The organism is Vaginisenegalia massiliensis (assembly GCF_900604935.1).
Lineage (GTDB): Bacteria > Bacillota > Bacilli > Lactobacillales > Aerococcaceae > Vaginisenegalia > Vaginisenegalia massiliensis.
In genome coordinates, this window is sequence record NZ_UWPC01000003.1 from 12,533 (window position 1) to 31,925 (window position 19,393).

Consider the following 19,393-nt stretch of genomic DNA (forward strand, 5'->3'; position numbering starts at 1 on the left):
AGATAAAGATAAAGGGGTGACTTCTATGGATAGAGAACAAACATTAAAAACAGAGATTGAAACAAAGTTTGGTAATGTTAAAGCCTTTTCCGATAATATTAAGGTGCCTTATACCACCGTTCGCACTATTTTAGAACGCGGTGTCGGTAACGCCCGTTTGGACAATATCTTTAAAATTTGTGATGGCCTAGACTTTTCGATTAGTCATCTGAACCCTGCTTTTAGGACTGAAACGAGAGAATTAAACCTTAATTTAAGTCGTATTTTTGAAACCCTTAACTCTGACCAACAAGCGGATGTATTGAATTACGCTAGCCAACTTCTAGCCAAACAATCAGTGGTCAACCAAACTACTGAAGTAGAGCTGACGGAAAATTTAACGGAAACGACGAAAAAGAAGAAGAAAAAGAAAAAATAACATCAAAAAAGGCCGATTCCAAATGGAACCGGCCTTTTTAATACAACAAATTATTTTAATGTTACGCTTGCGCCAACTTCTTCAAGTTTAGCTTTTAATTCTTCAGCTTCTTCTTTAGCAGCGCCTTCTTTGATAACTTTAGGAGCGCCATCTACTAATTCTTTAGCTTCTTTAAGACCTAAGCCAGTTGCTTCACGAACAACTTTGATAACTTTGATCTTGCTTGCGCCAGCAGAAGTTAATTCTACATCGAAGTCTGATTTTTCTTCTTCAGCTGCTGCGCCACCTGCTGCTGCTACTGCTACAGGAGCTGCTGCTGTTACGCCAAATTCTTCTTCGATTGCTTTTACTAAGTCATTTAATTCGATAATTGTTGCTTCTTTAATTTCAGCAATAATATTTTCAATGTTTAATGCCATGATGTTATTCCTCCGTTTTGTTTTTTAGTTTAGTTTGGTAATAATAAATTAAGCGGCACCTTGTTCTTTGGCTTCTGCCACAGCTTTGACTGCTAAAGCAGTGTTGCGAACTGGCGCTTGTAATACAGAAAGTAACATAGAAAGTAAACCTTCGCGGTCTGGTAATTTAGCCAAGGCATTGATTTCTTCCACGTCAGCATATTTACCTTCAATCAAACCGCCTTTGATAGACAATTTGTCAGCAGTTTTAGCGAATTCAGAAACAACTTTAGCTGGTGCAATAACTTCATCTTGTGAGTACAAGACAGCTGTTGGTCCAGTAAAAGTAGCATCTAAGCCTTCGATTTCAGCTTCTTTAACAGCACGACGTAAGATCGTATTTTTGATAACTTTCATTTGAACGCCGTTATCACGTAATTGTTTACGCAAGTCTGTTACTTGTTCAACTGTTAATCCTAAGTAGTCAACGACAACTACAGAAGCAGCATCTTTAAGTTGTGATGCAACGTATGATACTTCTTCTTGTTTCTTAGCAATGATTGCTTTTTCCATTGATTTTCACCTCCGTCAGATTGCTATAGAGATCTTCTATTCATAAATAAAAAATCTCTATGTCACCTTAGACATAGAGATAGCTTCCAATTGATCGGAACTCCCTCGGTAAGAAATTAAGGCCTAGGCCACTTACTGTCTTTGGTCGTTATTAACATGACTAGTTTAACCAACCGGTCAACATTCGTCAAGCTTTATTTTATTAGATTGATGCTGTATCGATTTTAACACCAGGGCCAAAGGTTGTGCTCATTGACAAGTTTGTGATATAAGTACCTTTAGCTGTAGCTGGTTTTACACGTAAGATTTGTTCGTGTAAAGCTTTGAAGTTTTCAACTAATTTAGCATCTTCAAATGATACTTTACCAATTGGAACATTCACAATACCCGCTTTATCAGCACGGTAAGTTACTTGACCAGCTTTGATATCATTAACGGCTTTAGTAACATCCATTGTAACAGTACCTGTTTTAGGGTTAGGCATTAAACCTTTAGGACCTAAAACCCGTCCAAGACGACCTACTTGGCCCATCATGTCAGGAGTAGCTACCATCACATCAAATTCTAACCAACCGTCAGAAATTTTTTGAATTAAATCTGCTTCACCAACAAAGTCTGCCCCTGCTGCTTCTGCTTCTTTAGCTTTCTCACCACGTGCGATTACCACTACGCGTTGAGTTTTACCAGTTCCGTTTGGCAATACCATTGCGCCACGGATTTGTTGGTCAGCTTTTTTAACGTCGATATTTAAGTTGTAAGATACTTCAACTGTTGCGTCGAATTTAGCAAAATCGATTTCTTTTACTAAGGCGATTGCTTCAGCAGCATCATATTTTTTAGTGCGGTCTACTTTTTCAAGTGCTGCACGTAGGTTTTTGCTTTTCTTTGCCATTATATTTTCCTCCTATTTTGTGGTATTAACGGTTCTACCTCCCACACCCGATAGAATACGGGGCGAGAAGCTACATTGTGCTTAGTCTTGGACTGTGATACCCATAGAGCGAGCAGTACCTTCAACCATGCGCATTGCAGCTTCTACATCTGCTGCATTTAAGTCTGGCATTTTAGTTTCTGCAATTTCTTTAACTTGAGCTTTAGTTACAGTAGCAACCTTAGTTTTGTTAGGAACGCCTGAACCTTTAGCAACACCGGCAGCTTTTAATAATAACACTGGAGCTGGTGGTGTTTTAGTAATAAAGGTAAACGAACGATCTTCATAAACCGAGATTACAACTGGGATGATAAGACCTGCTTGGTCTTGTGTACGAGCATTGAACTCTTTACAGAATCCCATGATATTAACTTGTGCTTGACCTAAAGCAGGACCAACTGGTGGAGCTGGGCTAGCTTTTCCGGCAGGGATTTGTAATTTAACTTGTTTTACGACTTTTTTAGCCACGAAACATTCCTCCTTGTAAAATTTTTGTTCGTGATGTGGTATATGGAAGATTACTTCCTCCCACCCATGTGCGCATACTAGGCGCACCGTAATATTATAACGAGTTTCTTTTTAAATAGCAAGTCTATATTAAAATTTTTCTATTCAATCCATTCTGCATTTTTATCTAACAAAAATGAGACTGGCTATTTTTAACCAATCTCATCATTTAATTAATGATTTTCTTTTTTGACTTGAGTTGTGTCTAATTCAGCCACGGTTTCACGGCCAAACATTTCAATCACAACTTTCAATTTATCATGTTCTTCATCAATCTCTTCGATCTGTCCAGATAATCCTGAGAAAGCACCATCTGTGATTTCAACATAATCTCCCACTGTTACGTCTAATTTTACTTTTGGTTGACTAGCTGGCACGTCACTTAAAATAGCAGCAATTTCTTCGTCTAATAAAGGTGATGGTTTTGAACCGGCTCCATGAGAACCAACAAAACCTGTTACGCCTGGTGTATTTCGCACAATAAACCAAGCTTCATCAGACATAATCATTTCAACCAAGACGTATCCTGGGAAAGTTTTATCAACAACTTTCTTTTCCACGCCATCTTTTACTTCGATTACTTCTTCCTCTGGGACCATAATCCGGAAGATGTGATCATGCATTTTCATACTTTCTTTACGCATTTCAATATTTTCTTTGACCTTATTCTCATAACCAGAATATGTGTGTAATACATACCATTCTTTGTTTGCTTCCATTTTCTTCAACCCTTTCCTTACCAATACTTAGCCGACACCAAAATAAAAAACCTACATTCGTAGGCTTTTCTCTGCTCTTATTATAGCACGTTCTCAGATAAATAATAGATTTAACTCTAATTTAGAGCGAAACTAACCAATTGATCAGTTTACCAAAACCAAAATCGACTAAACCAAAGTATAGACCAAATAAGATGACTGATACGATAACTGTCCACGTATATTTATTCACTTCTTTAAAACTTGGCCAAGTTACTTTGCCCATCTCTTGAGCAACTTCTTTAATGTAGTTCATAAACGTTCATCCCTCTTACTTAGTTTCTTTATGTAACGTATGTTTATTACAATATTTACAGAATTTCTTTACTTCTAAACGGGTAGTTTGACCGGTTTGAGTTGGCGTCATCTGGTAGTTACGTTGGCCACACTCAGAACATGCTAGGGCCGCTTTTCTTTGTACCATGGCAATTCCTCCTCACTCTGTCACCTTAGGTCACGCTTAATCATATAAAGCACAGGACAAATTGTCAAGCTTTTCTAATTAAACCAAGCGGCGTAATTTTTGACGACAGCGATCATAGGCATTACAGACCCGATCGTAGGGTTGGTTCAATTTCTGAGCAATGGTCATAAAATCATCCGCTTGTAGATATAACTTAAAGACGGCTAATTCTAGATCAGATAAGTGTTTAAAATAGGATTCCTCTTGAGATTTTACAATAGCAACTTCTTCAGGATTTGCCAGATAGTGATCCATCAACAAACTCGATGAACCCAGATAATCTAAGTCAGGGTCTTCAACAATGCTTTCTATGGAAAGGTCTTGTTGGGTGCCCCCTCGCTTGGCCGCTATTTGATGACGAATGAGATTGAACATTCGATTTTTAAAGACCATTTTCAAATAACTTGCAAAAAATCGAGTGCGTTCTTGATTAAAATGGTCAAGAGCTACCAACAAAGCAATACGTCCTTCCTGCAGATAGTCTTCTTTTGAATAGCCGTAAATTACATACATACCTGCTGCCCGTTTAAATAAAGGGACAAAGCGGTTATATAGTTGCAAAAAATCAGCTTCATTGAATTCTTCTTGCAAACGAGCGACAATTTCTTCGTTGGTTTGAGCAACTTCCATTTTAATCATCTTCTCCTCTTAGTTAGATTGGAGAACGGAGATCTTGAAATCAAAGAAATTCTAGCTTAGAATTTCTTACTCTTTTAAACGTTCTAAATCCGCTAAAAAATGAGTTAAATACTCATCGTAACTATTAACGGCGAAGTGTTGATTTTATCGTCCAACCCTCTCACAGAAACACCTTCACTAAATGAGTTCCTTTTCATCCTTAAAAACAATCATTTTAACTTTGGTATTCTGCTCCTGGAGTCTTTTATAAACAAGCACTTGATTCAACTACCTTAGTCAAACCTTCGCGTTCAATATAAGTATCTGCCATTTCTCCTCGTATGGTAAAAATAACATGAACTTGATATTGTTCCTAAGTTCGGTACGAGATTTATTGAGTATGTTAGCCCCATTAAGCGAATGAGTTGTTTAACGAGACTAAGTTTCTTGTATTTACTTTCTGCCTTTATTCTATCTTTCTAACTATAAAACAAGTCAAAAGATAAATTCTTATAGCATACGTTTTCGAGCGACTTCATACATAAGCACGCTAGCGGCCACACTTGCATTTAAGCTTTGAACGTGACCTTGCATAGGGATTGTCACGGTGCCGTCTGACACGGATTGCACTAGTGGGCTAACTCCTTGGCCTTCATTGCCAATAACTAAAGCAATCGGTCCTTGACTGTTCCACTGGCGCATGTCTTGTCCTTCCATAGCCGTAGCAAAAACCCAAACACCCGCTGACTTAAGCTGTTCAATTGTTTGAGCTAGATTGGTTACTCGCACCACCGGAACATGTTCTATTGCTCCAGCTGATGTCTTAGCAACTACACCCGTCAAGGACACCGAACGGCGTTTAGGGATAATGACCCCATGAACACCAACTGCATCAGCGGTTCTTAAGATGGAACCTAAATTATGCGGATCTTCAATCCCATCTAAAACCAAAAAGAAAGGATCTTGTTCTTTGGTCTTGGCTAAGGCAAAACAGTCAGCCAATTCACTATAAGCAAAAGCCGGCATAGTGACGACTAAGCCTTGGTGATTTTCGCCATCCGTTAATTCATCAAGCTTAGCTTTGGGCACCTCTTGGACAAGCCATTTCGCTTCTTTAGCTAAATCCAAAATGGTCTTGATTTGGGGTCCTGATATACCTTTTTGCAAAAATAGCTTGTTGACTTGCCGTTGTTCTTTTAATAAGCCCATGACCACGTGCTTGCCAAAGTAAATTGCTTCCCCTGATTCTTGGGTCGCTTCGTTTAAAGATGACTCCGGTCTTGCCGGCTGATGAGGCCGATTTTCTGCTTTGGTTCGCTTGGGTCTTCTTTTATACTCTACCATTAACTTAATCCTCCTCTTCAATCATCTTAATCGCTAAGGCGATTAATTGAGCTAAGCGTTGGTCTTGCTGAGTTAAATAAAGCCAACCAAGCAAAGCTTCAAAGCCCGTGGCCTGCCTGTAATCACCAATAGAAGCATTTTTCGCTTTGGTATTGGCCTTATGATTCCGTCCTCGTTTATAGATGGTAATTTCATCGGCCGTTAGCAATTGCTCATCAGCTAACCATTGGTGCATAATACGCGCTTGAGCTTGAGCTGAAACAAATTTGACCGCTGCTTTATGAAGATTTTGAACTTGTGTTCCGCCTTGTACGAGGACATGATGTCGAACAGCTTGTTCAAACACACTGTCACCCATGTAAGCGAGGGCTGATCCATTTAAACTTTGAATAGCTTGTTGATTTAAATGATTATCCATTAGTCGACACGCTTCCATTGGGTTCCTTGCGGCGTATCATCTAATAAGATACCTTGGGCTTTCAACTGATCACGAATTTCATCACTGCGAACAAAATCCTTGTTCAAACGAGCTTGGGTCCGTTCTTCAATCAAGGCTTGAATTTCATCATCTAATAAATCGTTGAATTCAAACTTCAAACCGAAAATCGCTAATAAACGACTGAGCAATTGTGTCATGCGTTCTAATAGAGGTAAAGAGACCTGGCTGTGATCCAAATAACGGTTTATGACTCTCACCATATTATAAATAACCGTTAATCCGTTCGCGGCATTAAAATCATCGTCCATTTCTTCAACAAATTGTTCTTCTAACTGAATCAATTGGTCAAGCTCTTCTTGATCTCCGACGAGGAATTCTTTTTCAGCGCTTGTTTGGCGAGCATGAAGTTTACGCATGACTTCTTTAATCTTAGCTAGATTCGTTCGTGCTTCTTCAACCGAGCTATGATCGTATTTTAAAGGACGGCGATAATGAACACTGGCTAACAAGAAGCGCACCACTTGTGGATCCACTTCACGAATCAAGTCACGCAATAAAACAAAGTTTCCCAATGATTTACTCATCTTCTCTTCGTCTGCACCAATCGTTACAAAGCCATTGTGCAACCAATAATTAGCAAATTTATGTCCAGTGCAGCACTCTGATTGGGCGATTTCATTCTCATGGTGAGGGAAAGCTAAATCTTGTCCGCCCCCATGAATATCAATTGTATGACCTAAATATTTAGTTGCCATAACTGAGCATTCGATATGCCATCCAGGTCGGCCTTGACCCCAAGGAGAATCCCAAGCTATTTCGCCTTCTTTAGCTGTCTTCCATAAGGCAAAGTCTAGTGGATTTTCCTTGCGTTCAGTCATAGTATCATCCACACGTTCACTGGCACCAACTAATAAATCTTTAATCGATTGGTCAGATAAACTACCATATTCAGTAAATTTTTCCGTTCTGAAATAGACATCGCCAGCAGATTCATAAGCATAGCCTTTAGCAATAAGTGTTTCCACGAACTGGATAATTTCAGGTATATTTTCCATTACCCGAGGATGAACTGTAGCCGGTTTAATCCCGATGGCTGCTGTATCTTCTTTAAAAGCCTCAATATATTTGTTAGCAATTTCGACTGGACTTAAACCTTCCGCATGTGCAGCTTTAATAATCTTATCATCGACGTCTGTAAAATTACTTACATAATTCACTTCATAACCACGATATTCAAAATAGCGACGAATGGTATCAAAAGCCACCGCGCTACGGGCATTGCCAATGTGAATATAGTTATACACGGTTGGCCCACAGACATAGAAGGTCACCTTATTCTCTTGAATGGGTTTAAATACTTCTTTTTGACGATTTAACGTGTTGTATAACTGAATGGGCATGCGCAAAACTCCTTTATTCTTTTTAAAAAACTAGCTAGCCCATCCGTGTCGCGTATGAGGCAAGCTAGTTTCCTTTTTACTATAGTTGGGCTTGAACTTGATCAATATGATTTAAGGCTTTGGTTTGGCCTAATACTTCTATTAATAATGGTAACTCTGGTCCGTGCATCTGACCGCTGACAGCAATCCGCACTGGCATGAAGAGAGCCCGTCCTTTGATACCATGTTCTTTTTGGATTTCTTTCATCAACGGCTTAATGTTTTCGGCAACAAATTGGTCAGCCGGTAAATTGGCAAGTTTTTCTTTGATAGCTGCCAAGACGATTGGAGCTGTTTCTTCTTGAAGAACTTGACGGCTTTCTTCATCAATTTCCAAATGATCATTAAAGAATAAGGCTGATAAATCGACAATTTCAGCACCGTATGACATTTGCTCATGATATAAGGATACGACCTTTTCCACCCAAGCGAGTTCAGCTTCATCTGGTTGTTCAGAGACGCGACCAGCCGCTTGTAAATGAGGTAACGCTAAAGCAGTCACTTCCGCTAAGCTTGCTTTCTTCACATAGGTATTATTGATCCACTCTAATTTCTTCGCATCAAAAGCAGCGGGTGAGGTTGATAAACGATTTGGATCAAAGAGTTGAATTAATTCAGCTTGTGAGTAGATTTCTTCTTCACCTACTGGTGACCAACCTAATAATGTAATGAAGTTAAACATCGCTTCAGGAAGATAACCTAAATTACGGTATTGCTCAATAAATTGTAAAATTGATCCATCCCGTTTTGACAGTTTCTTATTGGTTTCGCTGTTAACAATTAAAGTCATGTGCCCAAATTCTGGGCATTCCCAACCAAAAGCTTGATAGATCATCATTTGTTTAGGCGTGTTAGCGATATGGTCGTCACCCCGTAAAACGTGAGTAATTCCCATCATATGGTCATCCACTGTAACTGCAAAGTTATAGGTTGGCATGCCATCCCGTTTACGAATTACCCAGTCACCAGAAATACTCTTGGCTTCAAAATGAATCGGACCTTTAACCATATCATTAAATTCATAAACGCCATCTGTTGGAACACGGAAACGAATAACTGGCGTCCGCCCTTCAGCCTCAAAAGCGGCTTCTTGTTCACGAGTCAAATGAGCGTGCTTACCTGCGTAGTGAGGCATTTCACCGCGTGCTTTTTGCTCCTCGCGCTCTTGTTCTAACTCTTCTTCCGTCATGTAGCATTTATAAGCTTTACCTTCAGCTAAAAGTTGTTCAATTAATGGTTCATAAATCGATAAACGTTCTGACTGGCGGTATGGACCTACTTGGCCGGGTTTATCTGGACCTTCATCCCAATCAATACCTAACCATGTTAAATTGGCAAGTTGACTTGCTTCACCGTGAGCAATATTACGTTTTAAATCCGTATCCTCAATTCTTAGAATAAAATCCCCATTATTATGGCGAGCAAATAAGTAATTAAATAAAGCTGTTCGCGCATTTCCAATATGTAATTCTCCTGTTGGGCTTGGTGCATAGCGTACCCGAACTTTTGTCATAATTATTCTCCTCAATCTATAATTTATCTTCTTGAGCCTACTCGGCTGCTTCTAATTTATCTTGTTGATGAACTGGTTTAGCAAAAATCATACGCCCAGCAGCCGTTTGTAAAGCACTCGTTACGACCACACGAATCCATTCATTCATATAATACTGACCATCCTCAACAACGATCATGGTGCCATCCTCTAAGTAAGCGACTCCTTGTTTGCGTTCAGTCCCTGCTTTAATAACCAAAACTTTCATTTCTTCTCCCGGAATCACCACCGGTTTGACTGCATTGGCTAAAGCATTAATATTAAATACTCGAACATTTTGAAATTCGCAGACCTTATTCAAATTATAATCATTCGTTACAATAGCCGCATCAATTAATTTGGCCAACCGAATCAATTTACTATCAACCTCAGGAATATCCTCGAAATCACCTTCATAAAATTCAATCGGCACCTCTGAATCCTTTTGTAAGTCATTCAAAATATCTAATCCTCGTCGACCCTTAGCCCGTTTTAAAGAATCAGATGAATCAGCTATGTATTGTAATTCAGTTAAGACGAAATTTGGAATCACAATCACGCCTTCTAAGAAGTTCGTCTTAACAATGTCTGCAATTCGTCCATCGATAATAACGCTAGTATCTAATAATTTGTACTTGCGGAAAGTTTCTCCCGCTTTACGCTCTAGAATCTGGGCATCGACAGCTGATACTGGCTGCTTGTCATGCTTATCATGGCGGACAAATAGATTACGCCACTCCTCTTTTCGACTAGTGGCCGTCTGATAACCAACTAGTGCTAAAGTAATTGAAAAGACCAACGGCAAAGTAGACGACAAAAAGGGAATATCCAGACTAGCAAACGGTAATGATAATAAATACCCCACTAACAAACCAATTAAAATGCCTAGCGTTCCAAATAACAAGGTACTTGTCGTTTGACGATTGACTGTTTCTTGTATCCGCCGAATTAAGCGAGCCACATAAGGTTCAAGCAAATAGCCAACAATCATAAAAATGATGCCAAAAATAAGTGCATTAACATAGGTATTGGTTAGAAAACCATGGCTGATGTGCAAAGATTGCCATATAGCAGGGCCCACACTAAAACCAAAACTCAAACCAATGACGACTGAAAGAAACATCAAAACTTTCTTAAACATCTTCTCACCTCCTTTAAAAGAACATAATCGGTCAAGCTAATTAAAAATTAATTTGACCGCTTGTTGAATGGTTGCAACCGGGATCACTTCTATATTAAAGCCATCCTCGATACTAGTATAATTATTTTTAGGAATAAAAACACGTTTAAAGCCTAATTTATCAGCTTCTTTAATGCGTTCGTTAATCTGACTCACCCGTCTGATTTCTCCAGTCAAGCCAATTTCACCAATGAAACAATCATCTACACGGGTAGCTTTATTCCAATAGGATGAGGCAATACTCACGGCAATCGCCAAATCAATGGCGGGTTCATCTAATTTCACACCACCAGCTGTTTTAAAGAAGGCATCTTGATTCTGAACTAATAAATGACAATGCTTCTCCATCACCGCTAATAATAAAGAAATCCGTTGATACTCGATTCCGCTAGCTGTCCGTTTAGCATTACCAAAGGCCGTCGGTGTCATCAATGATTGGACTTCCGCTAAAATGGTCCTTGACCCTTCAATGGAGGCTACAACCGTCGACCCTGTCGCTCCCGTTAAGCGTTCTTCTAAAAAAAGCTCTGATGGATTGAGTACTTCTTTTAATCCCACATCCATCATTTCAAATACGCCCAATTCGTTAGTTGAGCCAAAACGATTCTTAACGGCCCGCAACAAACGAAAACGATTATGTCGTTCTCCTTCAAAATATAAAACGGTATCGACCATATGCTCCAACATTCGCGGACCGGCAATATTTCCTTCTTTGGTTACATGACCGACAATAAAGATTGCTATCTGATTATCTTTAGCCATTCGCATCAAAATATTAGTCGCTTCTCTAAGTTGACCCACACTGCCTGCTACTCCTGTATGTTCAGGAACAGACATGGTTTGAATGGAATCAATCACCACCATATCCGGTTCGAGGCGGCTCATTTCATTAGCAATTGCTTGTAAATCCGTTTCAGCTAACAAATAGAAATCAGATCCATGAAGGGATAATCTTTCTGCCCGCATCTTAATTTGAGCTAGACTTTCCTCACCAGAAACATAAAGAATCTTTTGGCCTTGATTGGCTAATTGGATGGATACTTGAAGTAGAAGCGTTGATTTTCCAATCCCCGGATCGCCCCCAATTAATACCATAGAGCCTGAAACCACACCCCCACCCAAGACGCGATCAAATTCTTGAAAGCCTGTCTGAGTACGAGCTTCATTCACGTATTGGATTTCATGAAGTTGTCTAGCTTGACCTTGGCTAGCTCGCTTAGAAGTAGTTAACTGAACTTTAAGTGAAGACTGAGTCCCACTCAACTCAGCTAACTGTTCCTCCATTTGATTCCAAGCCCCACAATTAGGGCATTTACCCAACCATTTTGGTGATTCGTAACCACATGCCATGCATTCATACATGATTTTCTTCTTTGCCATCATCTCACCCTTGACCTTCAATTAGTCCGAGGAACCAAAACCTCCGCTACGTTGAATTAAACCACCCTGATCATTATCCGCTTTTAAAAACGGAAGGAAAATAGCTTGCGCAATCCGATCTCCTTTATGGATGGTTTGATCAAACAAGCCAAAATTTAATAGTTGTACATAGATATGACCTTCGTTCGACGGATTATCATAATAATCTGCATCAATGACTCCTATACCATTAGGCAAAATCAAAAACCGTTTCAAAGGATTACTTGATCGGTTAACTAACTGAAGATACTCATCCTCAGGCATATAGGCCTTGATTCCTGTAGGCACAAGTATTGGTTTTAATAGAGTTGCTTTATCTACTGCCAAGCGTTCAGCTTGAGTATTTTGACTGGCAAAAATCCATTGTTTTAATTCTTGAGCTAAGAAAGTAAATAATTTAGGCCAAAAACTTGGCAAGATTACCGTTTCAGCAGCTTGTAAATCATAGCCAGCGGCTTGCTTGGTTGCTCGTTGAGGCAATTCGATCTCTTGATTTTGATAAGTAGAAATCACTTCAAAACCTCTTTTACGCATTTGAGTCATCAAAATTGGCCCCCTTTCTAGTGAATTTATTAAGCATTTAATACACTTTTTTATTAAACATAGCTTTATTCTATCAAATTTTGCCACAAATTTGGCATAAAACTGATAAATATCTTGATATTTTCATCTTCGTGACGAATTTTCATTAAATTCTATTATTCACCACTATTTTCTGAATATTCTGAACCAGACATAAAAAGGGATATTTGAACGTTTAACAGCTAGCGCTTGGCCTTATCTAATGATGGCCAAGCTTCTAAAACATTCAATTATCTCCTTGACTAGTCACTTAATGTGGCCTTATTAAGTTACCGCTCAATTACTAAGGCAATTCCTTGACCGCCACCAATACATAAACTTGCTAAACCATAGTGATCTTGACGCTTAATCATTTCATATATTAACGTTACTAGTATCCGAGCTCCACTCGCACCGATTGGATGACCTAAAGCAATGGCGCCACCATTCACATTGACCCGATTAGGATCGAGTTCTAATTGATCTATTACCGCTAAAGCTTGGGCAGCAAAGGCCTCGTTAGCCTCAATCAAATCGACATCTTCAATTTTTAAATTGGCTTTAGCTAAGGCTTTCTTGACCGCAGGCACTGGGCCTAAACCCATTAATTGTGGATCAACACCCGCACTTGCATAAGAGCGAATTGTCGCGAGAGGTTGCAGTCCCAGCGACTGAGCTTTTTCAGCGGACATTAGAATAAGCATAGCTGCCCCATCATTAATCCCTGAAGCATTACCCGCCGTAACGGTTCCGTCAGACTTAAAAGCTGGTCTTAACTTGGCTAATGAATCCATGCTAGTATCGAAGCGCGGAAATTCATCTTGAGTAACTAGTAAATCCTCTTGCTTACGTTGAGGCACTCGAATAGGCACAATTTCTTCTTTAAAACGCTGAGCCTGAATAGCCACTGCAGCCCGCGCTTGACTTTGGCAGGCAAATTCATCCTGTTGTTGACGTGTATAGCCATATTTTTCAGCAATATTTTCCGCTGTCAGACCCATATGAATCCCTTCAAAGGCATCGGTCAAACCTTCAGATAATATCGAATCGATTAAGCTTTGATGACCTAAGCGTTGCCCCCAGCGAGCGTTTGAGCTCAAATAAGGCGCTTGACTCATGTTCTCAATACCGCCTGCCACCACAATATCATGTTCGCCCGTCATAATGGCTTGAGCCGCTAGCGTGATGGCTTTTAAGCCAGATCCACACACTTTATTTACCGCATAAGCGCTGACTTCATGGGGCAGCCCCGCTTGAATAGCGACTTGACGAGCCACATTTTGACCTAGTCCACTACTCAAGACATTACCGATAATCACTTCATCAATTTGATTGGGTTCTAAATTAAGCTCAGCTAAGAGCTGAGTCAAAACTTGCCGACCCAAGTCAACTGCTGAAACATTTTTAAAGCATCCACCAAAATTTCCAATCGGACTCCGTCCGGCAGCCACAATGACAACTTCTTTCAATTAAATTTCCTCCGTTCAATTGAATAGTTAAAGTGTGAATTATTTATTAACAGGCTTCATTTTAGCATACAAATGCGATTTTTCGCCTCTAAAAGACTGATTTTTTTATGCAACTTATTTGAAAACCTTAATATTAGAAAAAAATAACCAGCTCCAAAGAGCTGGTTACGAGTTTAATATTGATTAAAGTATTTTTCAATTTCCCATTGCGTCACTTGTTTTTGATAAGAGAAATATTCAATCGTCTTCTCTGCAATGAAGTTTTGGGCAATATGATCTCCTAAAGCATCTAAAATAACGGGTTCTTGCTTCAATTCTTTAAGAGCTTCCCGTAATGAACCTGGTAAGTCATTCACACCTTCTGCCAATCTTTCTTCCCGTGTCATAGCATAAATGTTACGATCGATAGCTGCTGGTGGCATAATTTTATCTTCAATTCCTTTTAATCCAGCTTCTAATAATACAGCTAAAGCTAAATAAGGATTAGCTGCTGGGTCCACACTACGAACTTCAACCCGGGTTGAATTACCCCGAGAAGCCGGAATTCGAAGTAATGGCGAACGGTTTTGACCACTCCAAGCAACATAAACCGGAGCTTCATAGCCAGGAACTAGACGTTTGTATGAGTTCACTAAAGGATTGCAGACAGCTGTAAAAGCACGAGCATATTTTAATAATCCGCCAATAAAGTAGTAAGCTGTTTGAGATAATTGATCTTCTGTTGTCTCATCATAGAATACATTACCTGATTCGTTAAAGAGCGATAAATTACAGTGCATACCTGAACCAGCAATACCAAACATCGGTTTTGGCATAAAAGTCGCATGAAGATTATGACGACGAGCGACCGATTTTACAATCAATTTGAAGGTTTGGATATTATCGCAAGCGGTTAAAGCATCTGAATATTTCCAATCGATTTCGTGTTGACCAGGGGCTACTTCATGGTGACTGGCTTCAATTTCAAAACCTAAATCTTCTAATTGTAGGACAATTTCACGACGGCAATTTTCAGCTAAATCATGAGGAGCTAAGTCAAAGTAGCCACCATCATCATTTAAATTCATGGTTGCTTCACCATTTTGATCTAATTTAAATAAGAAGAATTCGGGTTCTGGACCTAAGTTGAACGAGCTAAAGCCCATGTCTTCCATCTTCTTAAGAATACGTTTAAGGTTTGAACGTGGATCTCCAGAAAAAGGTTGACGGTCGGTTGATTCTACATCACAAATTAGACGGGCAATTTTTGCATCACTGTCGCTATCTTTCCAATTAAAAACTAACCAAGTATTATAATCTGGAACTAAATACATATCACTTTCTTCAATACGGACAAAACCTTCAATTGAAGAACCATCAAACATCATCATGCCATCTAAGGCTTTCTCTAGTTGACTTGAAGGAACTTCAACGTTCTTAATGGTTCCATTGATATCCGTAAACATTAAACGAACAAAACGCACATTATTTTTCTTAGCATCAGCCAAAATTGTTTCTTTAGTCCATTTTACTTGTGTCATATATGACCTCCATTTTTTTAATTAAAGCGACTTTGCATCTCTAGCTCATCTCTCAAAATTCGTCTGACATCTTGGTCAGTCATTCCCATATCAGAGCTCTCAGTCGGTTTCGTTTGACTAAACCGCTTCTGAATACCTGCTAAGGTAAGTCCGTCCTCAATCAAATCCATAATTTCTAAAAGACGATCGACATCATTTAACGAGTACAAGCGTCGATTGGTGTCACTCCGCTTAGGATGAATTAAGCCTTGGGCTTCATAATAGCGAATTTGACGAGCCGTCAAATCCGTTAATTCCATCACCGTTCCAATTGGAAAAACCGCCATCGATCTTCGAAATTCTTTTGCTTTCATCTTTAACTCCTTAAATACTTTGCTATTATATTTTATAAAAAAAGTGACCGTCAATCATTATCTAACACATCATGTCATATAATATAACATACATCTATTTTAACATGCTATTACATTATTCTTAAAACTTGAGCATTTTATTGCATAATCCTTAATTTTAATGTATTAATAAAGTATTATTGATTTATAATTATCATTAATAGTACACTTAAGCATACTATTGCTAAAGTAACACAGTCATTCTAAAAGGAGAAAACCTTTTTATGCCAAAATTCTCGAACAAGCACTCACTTATTTACCTAATAACAGGCTTGACCATAATGCTAGGCGTTAGCTTGATTTTTTATTTAACCAACCTATCATATGCCAAAAACCAACAATCAAGCCATTTAGATCACAAAATTCATACTGTCCAAGAAACAACCACCTTCTTGGCGGATGCTAATGAAAGTTCTAAAACTAAGGAAGACGCTACCTATCAAGACCCTTATAAACCGACTGATTCAAAATTAAATCAATTAGGTCAATCAATCATCCAACATCACTATAAAGATGATTTACTCAAAAATAAAACCCAAATTGAAGCAGAAATTAAACAGGCCAAAAAACAACCTAATGACGTCGCATATTTATATTTTCCTAACCGTCCAGCTCAATTGCCAGCGCTTCGCGACATCAAACCTCAACTCGATATCCCCTTGATCTTACAAAAAGATCCACGTTGGCGCGACATCGAATATGGTTCTGATGGCACCAAACAATTAGGTGAAAATGGCTGTGCTATTGTCTCTTTGGCCATGGCTCACAGCTATCTCTCACAAAAAGATATCACCCCTAAAGACATTTTAAAATGGTCTGGCAGCCGATACTACCTAACCGGGCAAGGAACATCTTGGAATATTTTTTATGATTTCGCTCAAAAATTTAACTATAATTTTTTCAATTATGGGAATGACTTCCAAACTGCCATGCAAGCTATTAAACCAGATACCGTCATTATTGCTTCTGTGTCTCCCGGAACTTTTACTGAAGTCGGTCATATCCTTGTCGTTCGAGGCTATAAAGATGGTAAAGTTTTGGTGAATGACCCCAATGATGACCCATCAAAAATGTTTTCAATCCAAGCGCTTGATGAACAGGTTTTAATCGATAGTGGTGTGAACTACTGGGCTATTTCCAAAAAATAGGGAGGAACAATTTTGTTAAATCATTCTACAAATAACAATGGTTCTAAACGCTCTGCCTCGAAAGGGGCAAGTGTCGGAATCATTGTTTATTTATTTCTAGCCAGCTTCAAGTTGATTGCCTCATATTATTTTCATTCTGCGGCTCTAAAAGCCGATGGTTTAAATAATTTAAGTGATATCATTTCATCCTTAACTTTATTTATCGGCTTGCTCATCGCCAAAAGGCCCGCTGATCATGATCATCATTTCGGTCATTCTAAATATGAACCTTTAGCCAGTTTCGTTACTTCATTAATTATGTTTACCATTGGTTTTGAAGTCCTAAAGGAGGGCATTCATCGCTTTATTACCCACCAATTTCTTCAACCTAATTTGCAATCCGTTTGGGTTGCCCTTATTTCCATTCTTATCTTATTTATCGCCTATCGTTATATGGATCAACTAGCCAAAGAAACGGGCAGCTTAGGCTTAAAAGCCTCAGCCAAGGACTTGTTTAGCGACATGCTTACGACAGTCGGAACAAGCATTGCCATTCTCGGATCTTCCCTCGGTTTTCCTCAAATCGACACCTTCATGTCGCTTATTGTGGCCTGTTTAATTATCAAAACAGCTTACGATATTTTTAGCGAAAGCACCTTTACACTTTCCGACGGTTTCGATGAAGAAGCTTTAAGAGCCTATAAAGATTTAATCTTAAAACATCCCCGTGTCGAAGCTATTCCAAGTATTCGTGGCCGCCTCTGTGGCTCATATATTTATGTCGATATCACCGTTGAAATCGATCGTCATCTTTCAGTTGTAGAATCTCATCATATTACTCAAGAAATTGAGCAGATTTTATGCTATCATTACGGAGTACGTGATGTTGATGTCCACGTGGAACCATATTATGAATCTAACGAATAAAGGAGAAATATTATGCCATCAGTAGTAGTTGTAGGAACCCAATGGGGCGATGAAGGAAAAGGAAAAATTACTGATTTTTTAAGTGAACAAGCTGAATTTATTGCCCGCTATCAAGGGGGAGATAATGCTGGTCACACCATTCAATTTGCTGACAAAAAATTTAAGTTACACCTGATTCCTTCTGGTATCTTCAATCCAGAAAAATTAAGTATCATTGGTAACGGTGTTGTTGTGAACCCTAAAGCCTTGTTAGAAGAATTAGCTTACTTACACGAAGAAGGTGTAGATACTTCTGGTTTACGTATTTCTTCACGTGCTCAAATTATTTTACCTTATCACATTGTTTTAGACCGATTGCAAGAAGAAGCCAAAGGCGATAAAAAAATCGGCACTACCATAAAAGGCATTGGCCCAGCATACACAGATAAAGCCGCTCGTTCAGGAATTCGAATGATCGATTTGCTTGATAAAGAAGTGTTCGCTGAATTATTAAAAACAAACTTAGCTGAAAAGAATAAAATAATTGAAAAAGTCTATGGGGCAGAACCTTTAGATTATCAAACGATTTTAGATGAATATTATGAATATGGTCAACAAATCAAAGACTATGTTGCTGAAACCTCTGTCATCCTTAATGATGGCCTTGATCAAGGTAAGAAAGTCCTCTTTGAAGGAGCTCAAGGGGTTATGTTAGATATTGACCACGGTACATACCCATTCGTTACTTCTTCTAACCCAATCGCTGGTGGCGTGACAGTGGGTAATGGTATTGGTCCTTGCAAAATTAATCGCGTTGTAGGTGTATGTAAAGCCTATACCTCTCGGGTTGGTGACGGTCCATTCCCAACCGAATTATTCGACGAAATTGGTCATCAAATTCGAGAAGTAGGTCGTGAATACGGCACAACAACGGGTCGACCACGACGGGTTGGTTGGTTCGATAGCGTCGTAATGCGTCATTCACGTCGCGTTTCTGGTATCACTGATTTGTCATTAAATAGTATTGATGTACTTACTGGACTCGAAACCGTTAAAATTTGCACAGCTTATCAAACAAGCCAAGGCCAAACCATTGAATACTATCCAGCAAGTCTTAAATTATTAGCCGATTGTACACCAATCTTTGAAGAATTACCTGGTTGGACCGAAGATATTACTCAATGTCAAAACTTCGATGAATTACCAACCAATGCGCAAAATTATGTTAAACGTATTTGCCAATTAGTAGGTGTTGAATTAGCTACTTTATCCGTTGGTCCTAACCGCGAACAAACCATGATTATCAAAAACGTTTGGGATAACTAATTTATATAACAAGTAAGAACCGCAACCAGAAAGTGAATTCACTAACTGATTGCGGTTCTTTTTCATGCTTAATA

The 19,393-nt window shown here is 39.0% G+C and carries 22 protein-coding genes and 1 other annotated feature; of the genes, 4 read left to right on the forward strand and 18 right to left on the reverse strand.

Annotated elements, in window-relative coordinates:
- The first annotated feature begins 25 nt into the window (after positions 1-25).
- Positions 26-418: a hypothetical protein gene (locus EIH20_RS02180; protein WP_124057728.1), complete on the forward strand. Its 393-nt coding sequence runs from the start codon at positions 26-28 to the stop codon at positions 416-418.
- Positions 419-468: 50 nt separating this feature from the next.
- Here EIH20_RS02180 and rplL read toward each other — a convergent pair whose 3' ends face one another.
- The 18 genes from rplL to EIH20_RS02270 form a co-directional block, all read right to left on the reverse strand.
- Entirely contained in the window at positions 469-837 is a 369-nt protein-coding gene (rplL, locus tag EIH20_RS02185) for a 50S ribosomal protein L7/L12 (RefSeq protein ID WP_124057729.1), read from the reverse strand.
- Between the two features lie 48 nt (positions 838-885).
- Positions 886-1,389 carry a 50S ribosomal protein L10 gene (rplJ, locus tag EIH20_RS02190; RefSeq protein ID WP_124057730.1) on the reverse strand — a complete coding sequence of 168 codons (504 nt, stop codon included), beginning with the start codon at positions 1,387-1,389 and terminating at the stop codon, positions 886-888.
- Positions 1,390-1,428: 39 nt separating this feature from the next.
- Positions 1,429-1,552, reverse strand: a sequence feature (ribosomal protein L10 leader region).
- 39 nt (positions 1,553-1,591) lie between these two features.
- Complete coding sequence (rplA, locus tag EIH20_RS02195; protein ID WP_124057731.1) at positions 1,592-2,281, reverse strand: 50S ribosomal protein L1; 690 nt, start codon at positions 2,279-2,281, stop codon at positions 1,592-1,594.
- Positions 2,282-2,362: 81 nt separating this feature from the next.
- Complete coding sequence (rplK, locus tag EIH20_RS02200) at positions 2,363-2,788, reverse strand: 50S ribosomal protein L11 (protein WP_124057732.1); 426 nt, start codon at positions 2,786-2,788, stop codon at positions 2,363-2,365.
- Positions 2,789-3,000: 212 nt separating this feature from the next.
- Positions 3,001-3,546 carry a transcription termination/antitermination protein NusG gene (nusG, locus tag EIH20_RS02205; RefSeq protein ID WP_124057733.1) on the reverse strand — a complete coding sequence of 182 codons (546 nt, stop codon included), beginning with the start codon at positions 3,544-3,546 and terminating at the stop codon, positions 3,001-3,003.
- A gap of 121 nt (positions 3,547-3,667) precedes the next feature.
- The gene (secE, locus tag EIH20_RS02210) at positions 3,668-3,841 is read right to left on the reverse strand and encodes a preprotein translocase subunit SecE (RefSeq protein WP_124057734.1); all 174 of its coding nucleotides are present in this window, start codon (positions 3,839-3,841) and stop codon (positions 3,668-3,670) included.
- Between the two features lie 15 nt (positions 3,842-3,856).
- Positions 3,857-4,009 (reverse strand): 50S ribosomal protein L33, encoded by a 153-nt coding sequence (gene rpmG / locus EIH20_RS02215; RefSeq protein WP_124057735.1) that lies wholly within the window; start codon positions 4,007-4,009, stop codon positions 3,857-3,859.
- A 78-nt stretch (positions 4,010-4,087) separates the two neighbouring features.
- Positions 4,088-4,687: a sigma-70 family RNA polymerase sigma factor gene (locus EIH20_RS02220; RefSeq protein ID WP_124057736.1), complete on the reverse strand. Its 600-nt coding sequence runs from the start codon at positions 4,685-4,687 to the stop codon at positions 4,088-4,090.
- A gap of 489 nt (positions 4,688-5,176) precedes the next feature.
- Positions 5,177-6,010 (reverse strand): 23S rRNA (guanosine(2251)-2'-O)-methyltransferase RlmB, encoded by an 834-nt coding sequence (gene rlmB, locus EIH20_RS02225; protein WP_124057737.1) that lies wholly within the window; start codon positions 6,008-6,010, stop codon positions 5,177-5,179.
- A 4-nt stretch (positions 6,011-6,014) separates the two neighbouring features.
- Complete coding sequence (locus tag EIH20_RS02230) at positions 6,015-6,428, reverse strand: Mini-ribonuclease 3 (protein ID WP_206424091.1); 414 nt, start codon at positions 6,426-6,428, stop codon at positions 6,015-6,017.
- On the reverse strand, positions 6,428-7,849 hold the full coding sequence (gene cysS / locus EIH20_RS02235) for a cysteine--tRNA ligase (protein ID WP_124057739.1): 1,422 nt from the start codon (positions 7,847-7,849) through the stop codon (positions 6,428-6,430). Before cysS ends, EIH20_RS02230 begins: the two co-directional genes overlap by 1 nt.
- 79 nt (positions 7,850-7,928) lie before the next feature.
- Positions 7,929-9,401, reverse strand: coding sequence for a glutamate--tRNA ligase (gltX, locus tag EIH20_RS02240; RefSeq protein WP_277423375.1), 1,473 nt, complete (start codon positions 9,399-9,401; stop codon positions 7,929-7,931).
- A 37-nt stretch (positions 9,402-9,438) separates the two neighbouring features.
- On the reverse strand, positions 9,439-10,560 hold the full coding sequence (locus tag EIH20_RS02245; protein WP_124057740.1) for a PIN/TRAM domain-containing protein: 1,122 nt from the start codon (positions 10,558-10,560) through the stop codon (positions 9,439-9,441).
- 36 nt (positions 10,561-10,596) lie between these two features.
- Entirely contained in the window at positions 10,597-11,979 is a 1,383-nt protein-coding gene (gene radA / locus EIH20_RS02250; RefSeq protein ID WP_124057741.1) for a DNA repair protein RadA, read from the reverse strand.
- Between the two features lie 21 nt (positions 11,980-12,000).
- Complete coding sequence (locus EIH20_RS02255; RefSeq protein WP_124057919.1) at positions 12,001-12,552, reverse strand: dCTP deaminase/dUTPase family protein; 552 nt, start codon at positions 12,550-12,552, stop codon at positions 12,001-12,003.
- 317 nt (positions 12,553-12,869) lie between these two features.
- The gene (locus EIH20_RS02260) at positions 12,870-14,048 is read right to left on the reverse strand and encodes an acetyl-CoA C-acetyltransferase (RefSeq protein ID WP_124057742.1); all 1,179 of its coding nucleotides are present in this window, start codon (positions 14,046-14,048) and stop codon (positions 12,870-12,872) included.
- A gap of 173 nt (positions 14,049-14,221) precedes the next feature.
- Complete coding sequence (gene glnA / locus EIH20_RS02265; protein ID WP_124057743.1) at positions 14,222-15,568, reverse strand: type I glutamate--ammonia ligase; 1,347 nt, start codon at positions 15,566-15,568, stop codon at positions 14,222-14,224.
- A 17-nt stretch (positions 15,569-15,585) separates the two neighbouring features.
- Entirely contained in the window at positions 15,586-15,921 is a 336-nt protein-coding gene (locus EIH20_RS02270) for a MerR family transcriptional regulator (RefSeq protein WP_124057744.1), read from the reverse strand.
- A 263-nt stretch (positions 15,922-16,184) separates the two neighbouring features.
- Between EIH20_RS02270 and EIH20_RS02275 the strand changes: the two genes are divergently transcribed.
- Genes EIH20_RS02275 through EIH20_RS02285 form a run of 3 tightly spaced genes read left to right on the forward strand, consistent with a single transcriptional unit; the run spans position 16,185 to position 19,319 of the window.
- Entirely contained in the window at positions 16,185-17,108 is a 924-nt protein-coding gene (locus EIH20_RS02275; RefSeq protein WP_124057745.1) for a C39 family peptidase, read from the forward strand.
- A 12-nt stretch (positions 17,109-17,120) separates the two neighbouring features.
- On the forward strand, positions 17,121-18,014 hold the full coding sequence (locus EIH20_RS02280) for a cation diffusion facilitator family transporter (RefSeq protein WP_124057746.1): 894 nt from the start codon (positions 17,121-17,123) through the stop codon (positions 18,012-18,014).
- A 12-nt stretch (positions 18,015-18,026) separates the two neighbouring features.
- On the forward strand, positions 18,027-19,319 hold the full coding sequence (locus EIH20_RS02285; RefSeq protein WP_124057747.1) for an adenylosuccinate synthase: 1,293 nt from the start codon (positions 18,027-18,029) through the stop codon (positions 19,317-19,319).
- Positions 19,320-19,393: the final 74 nt, after the last annotated feature.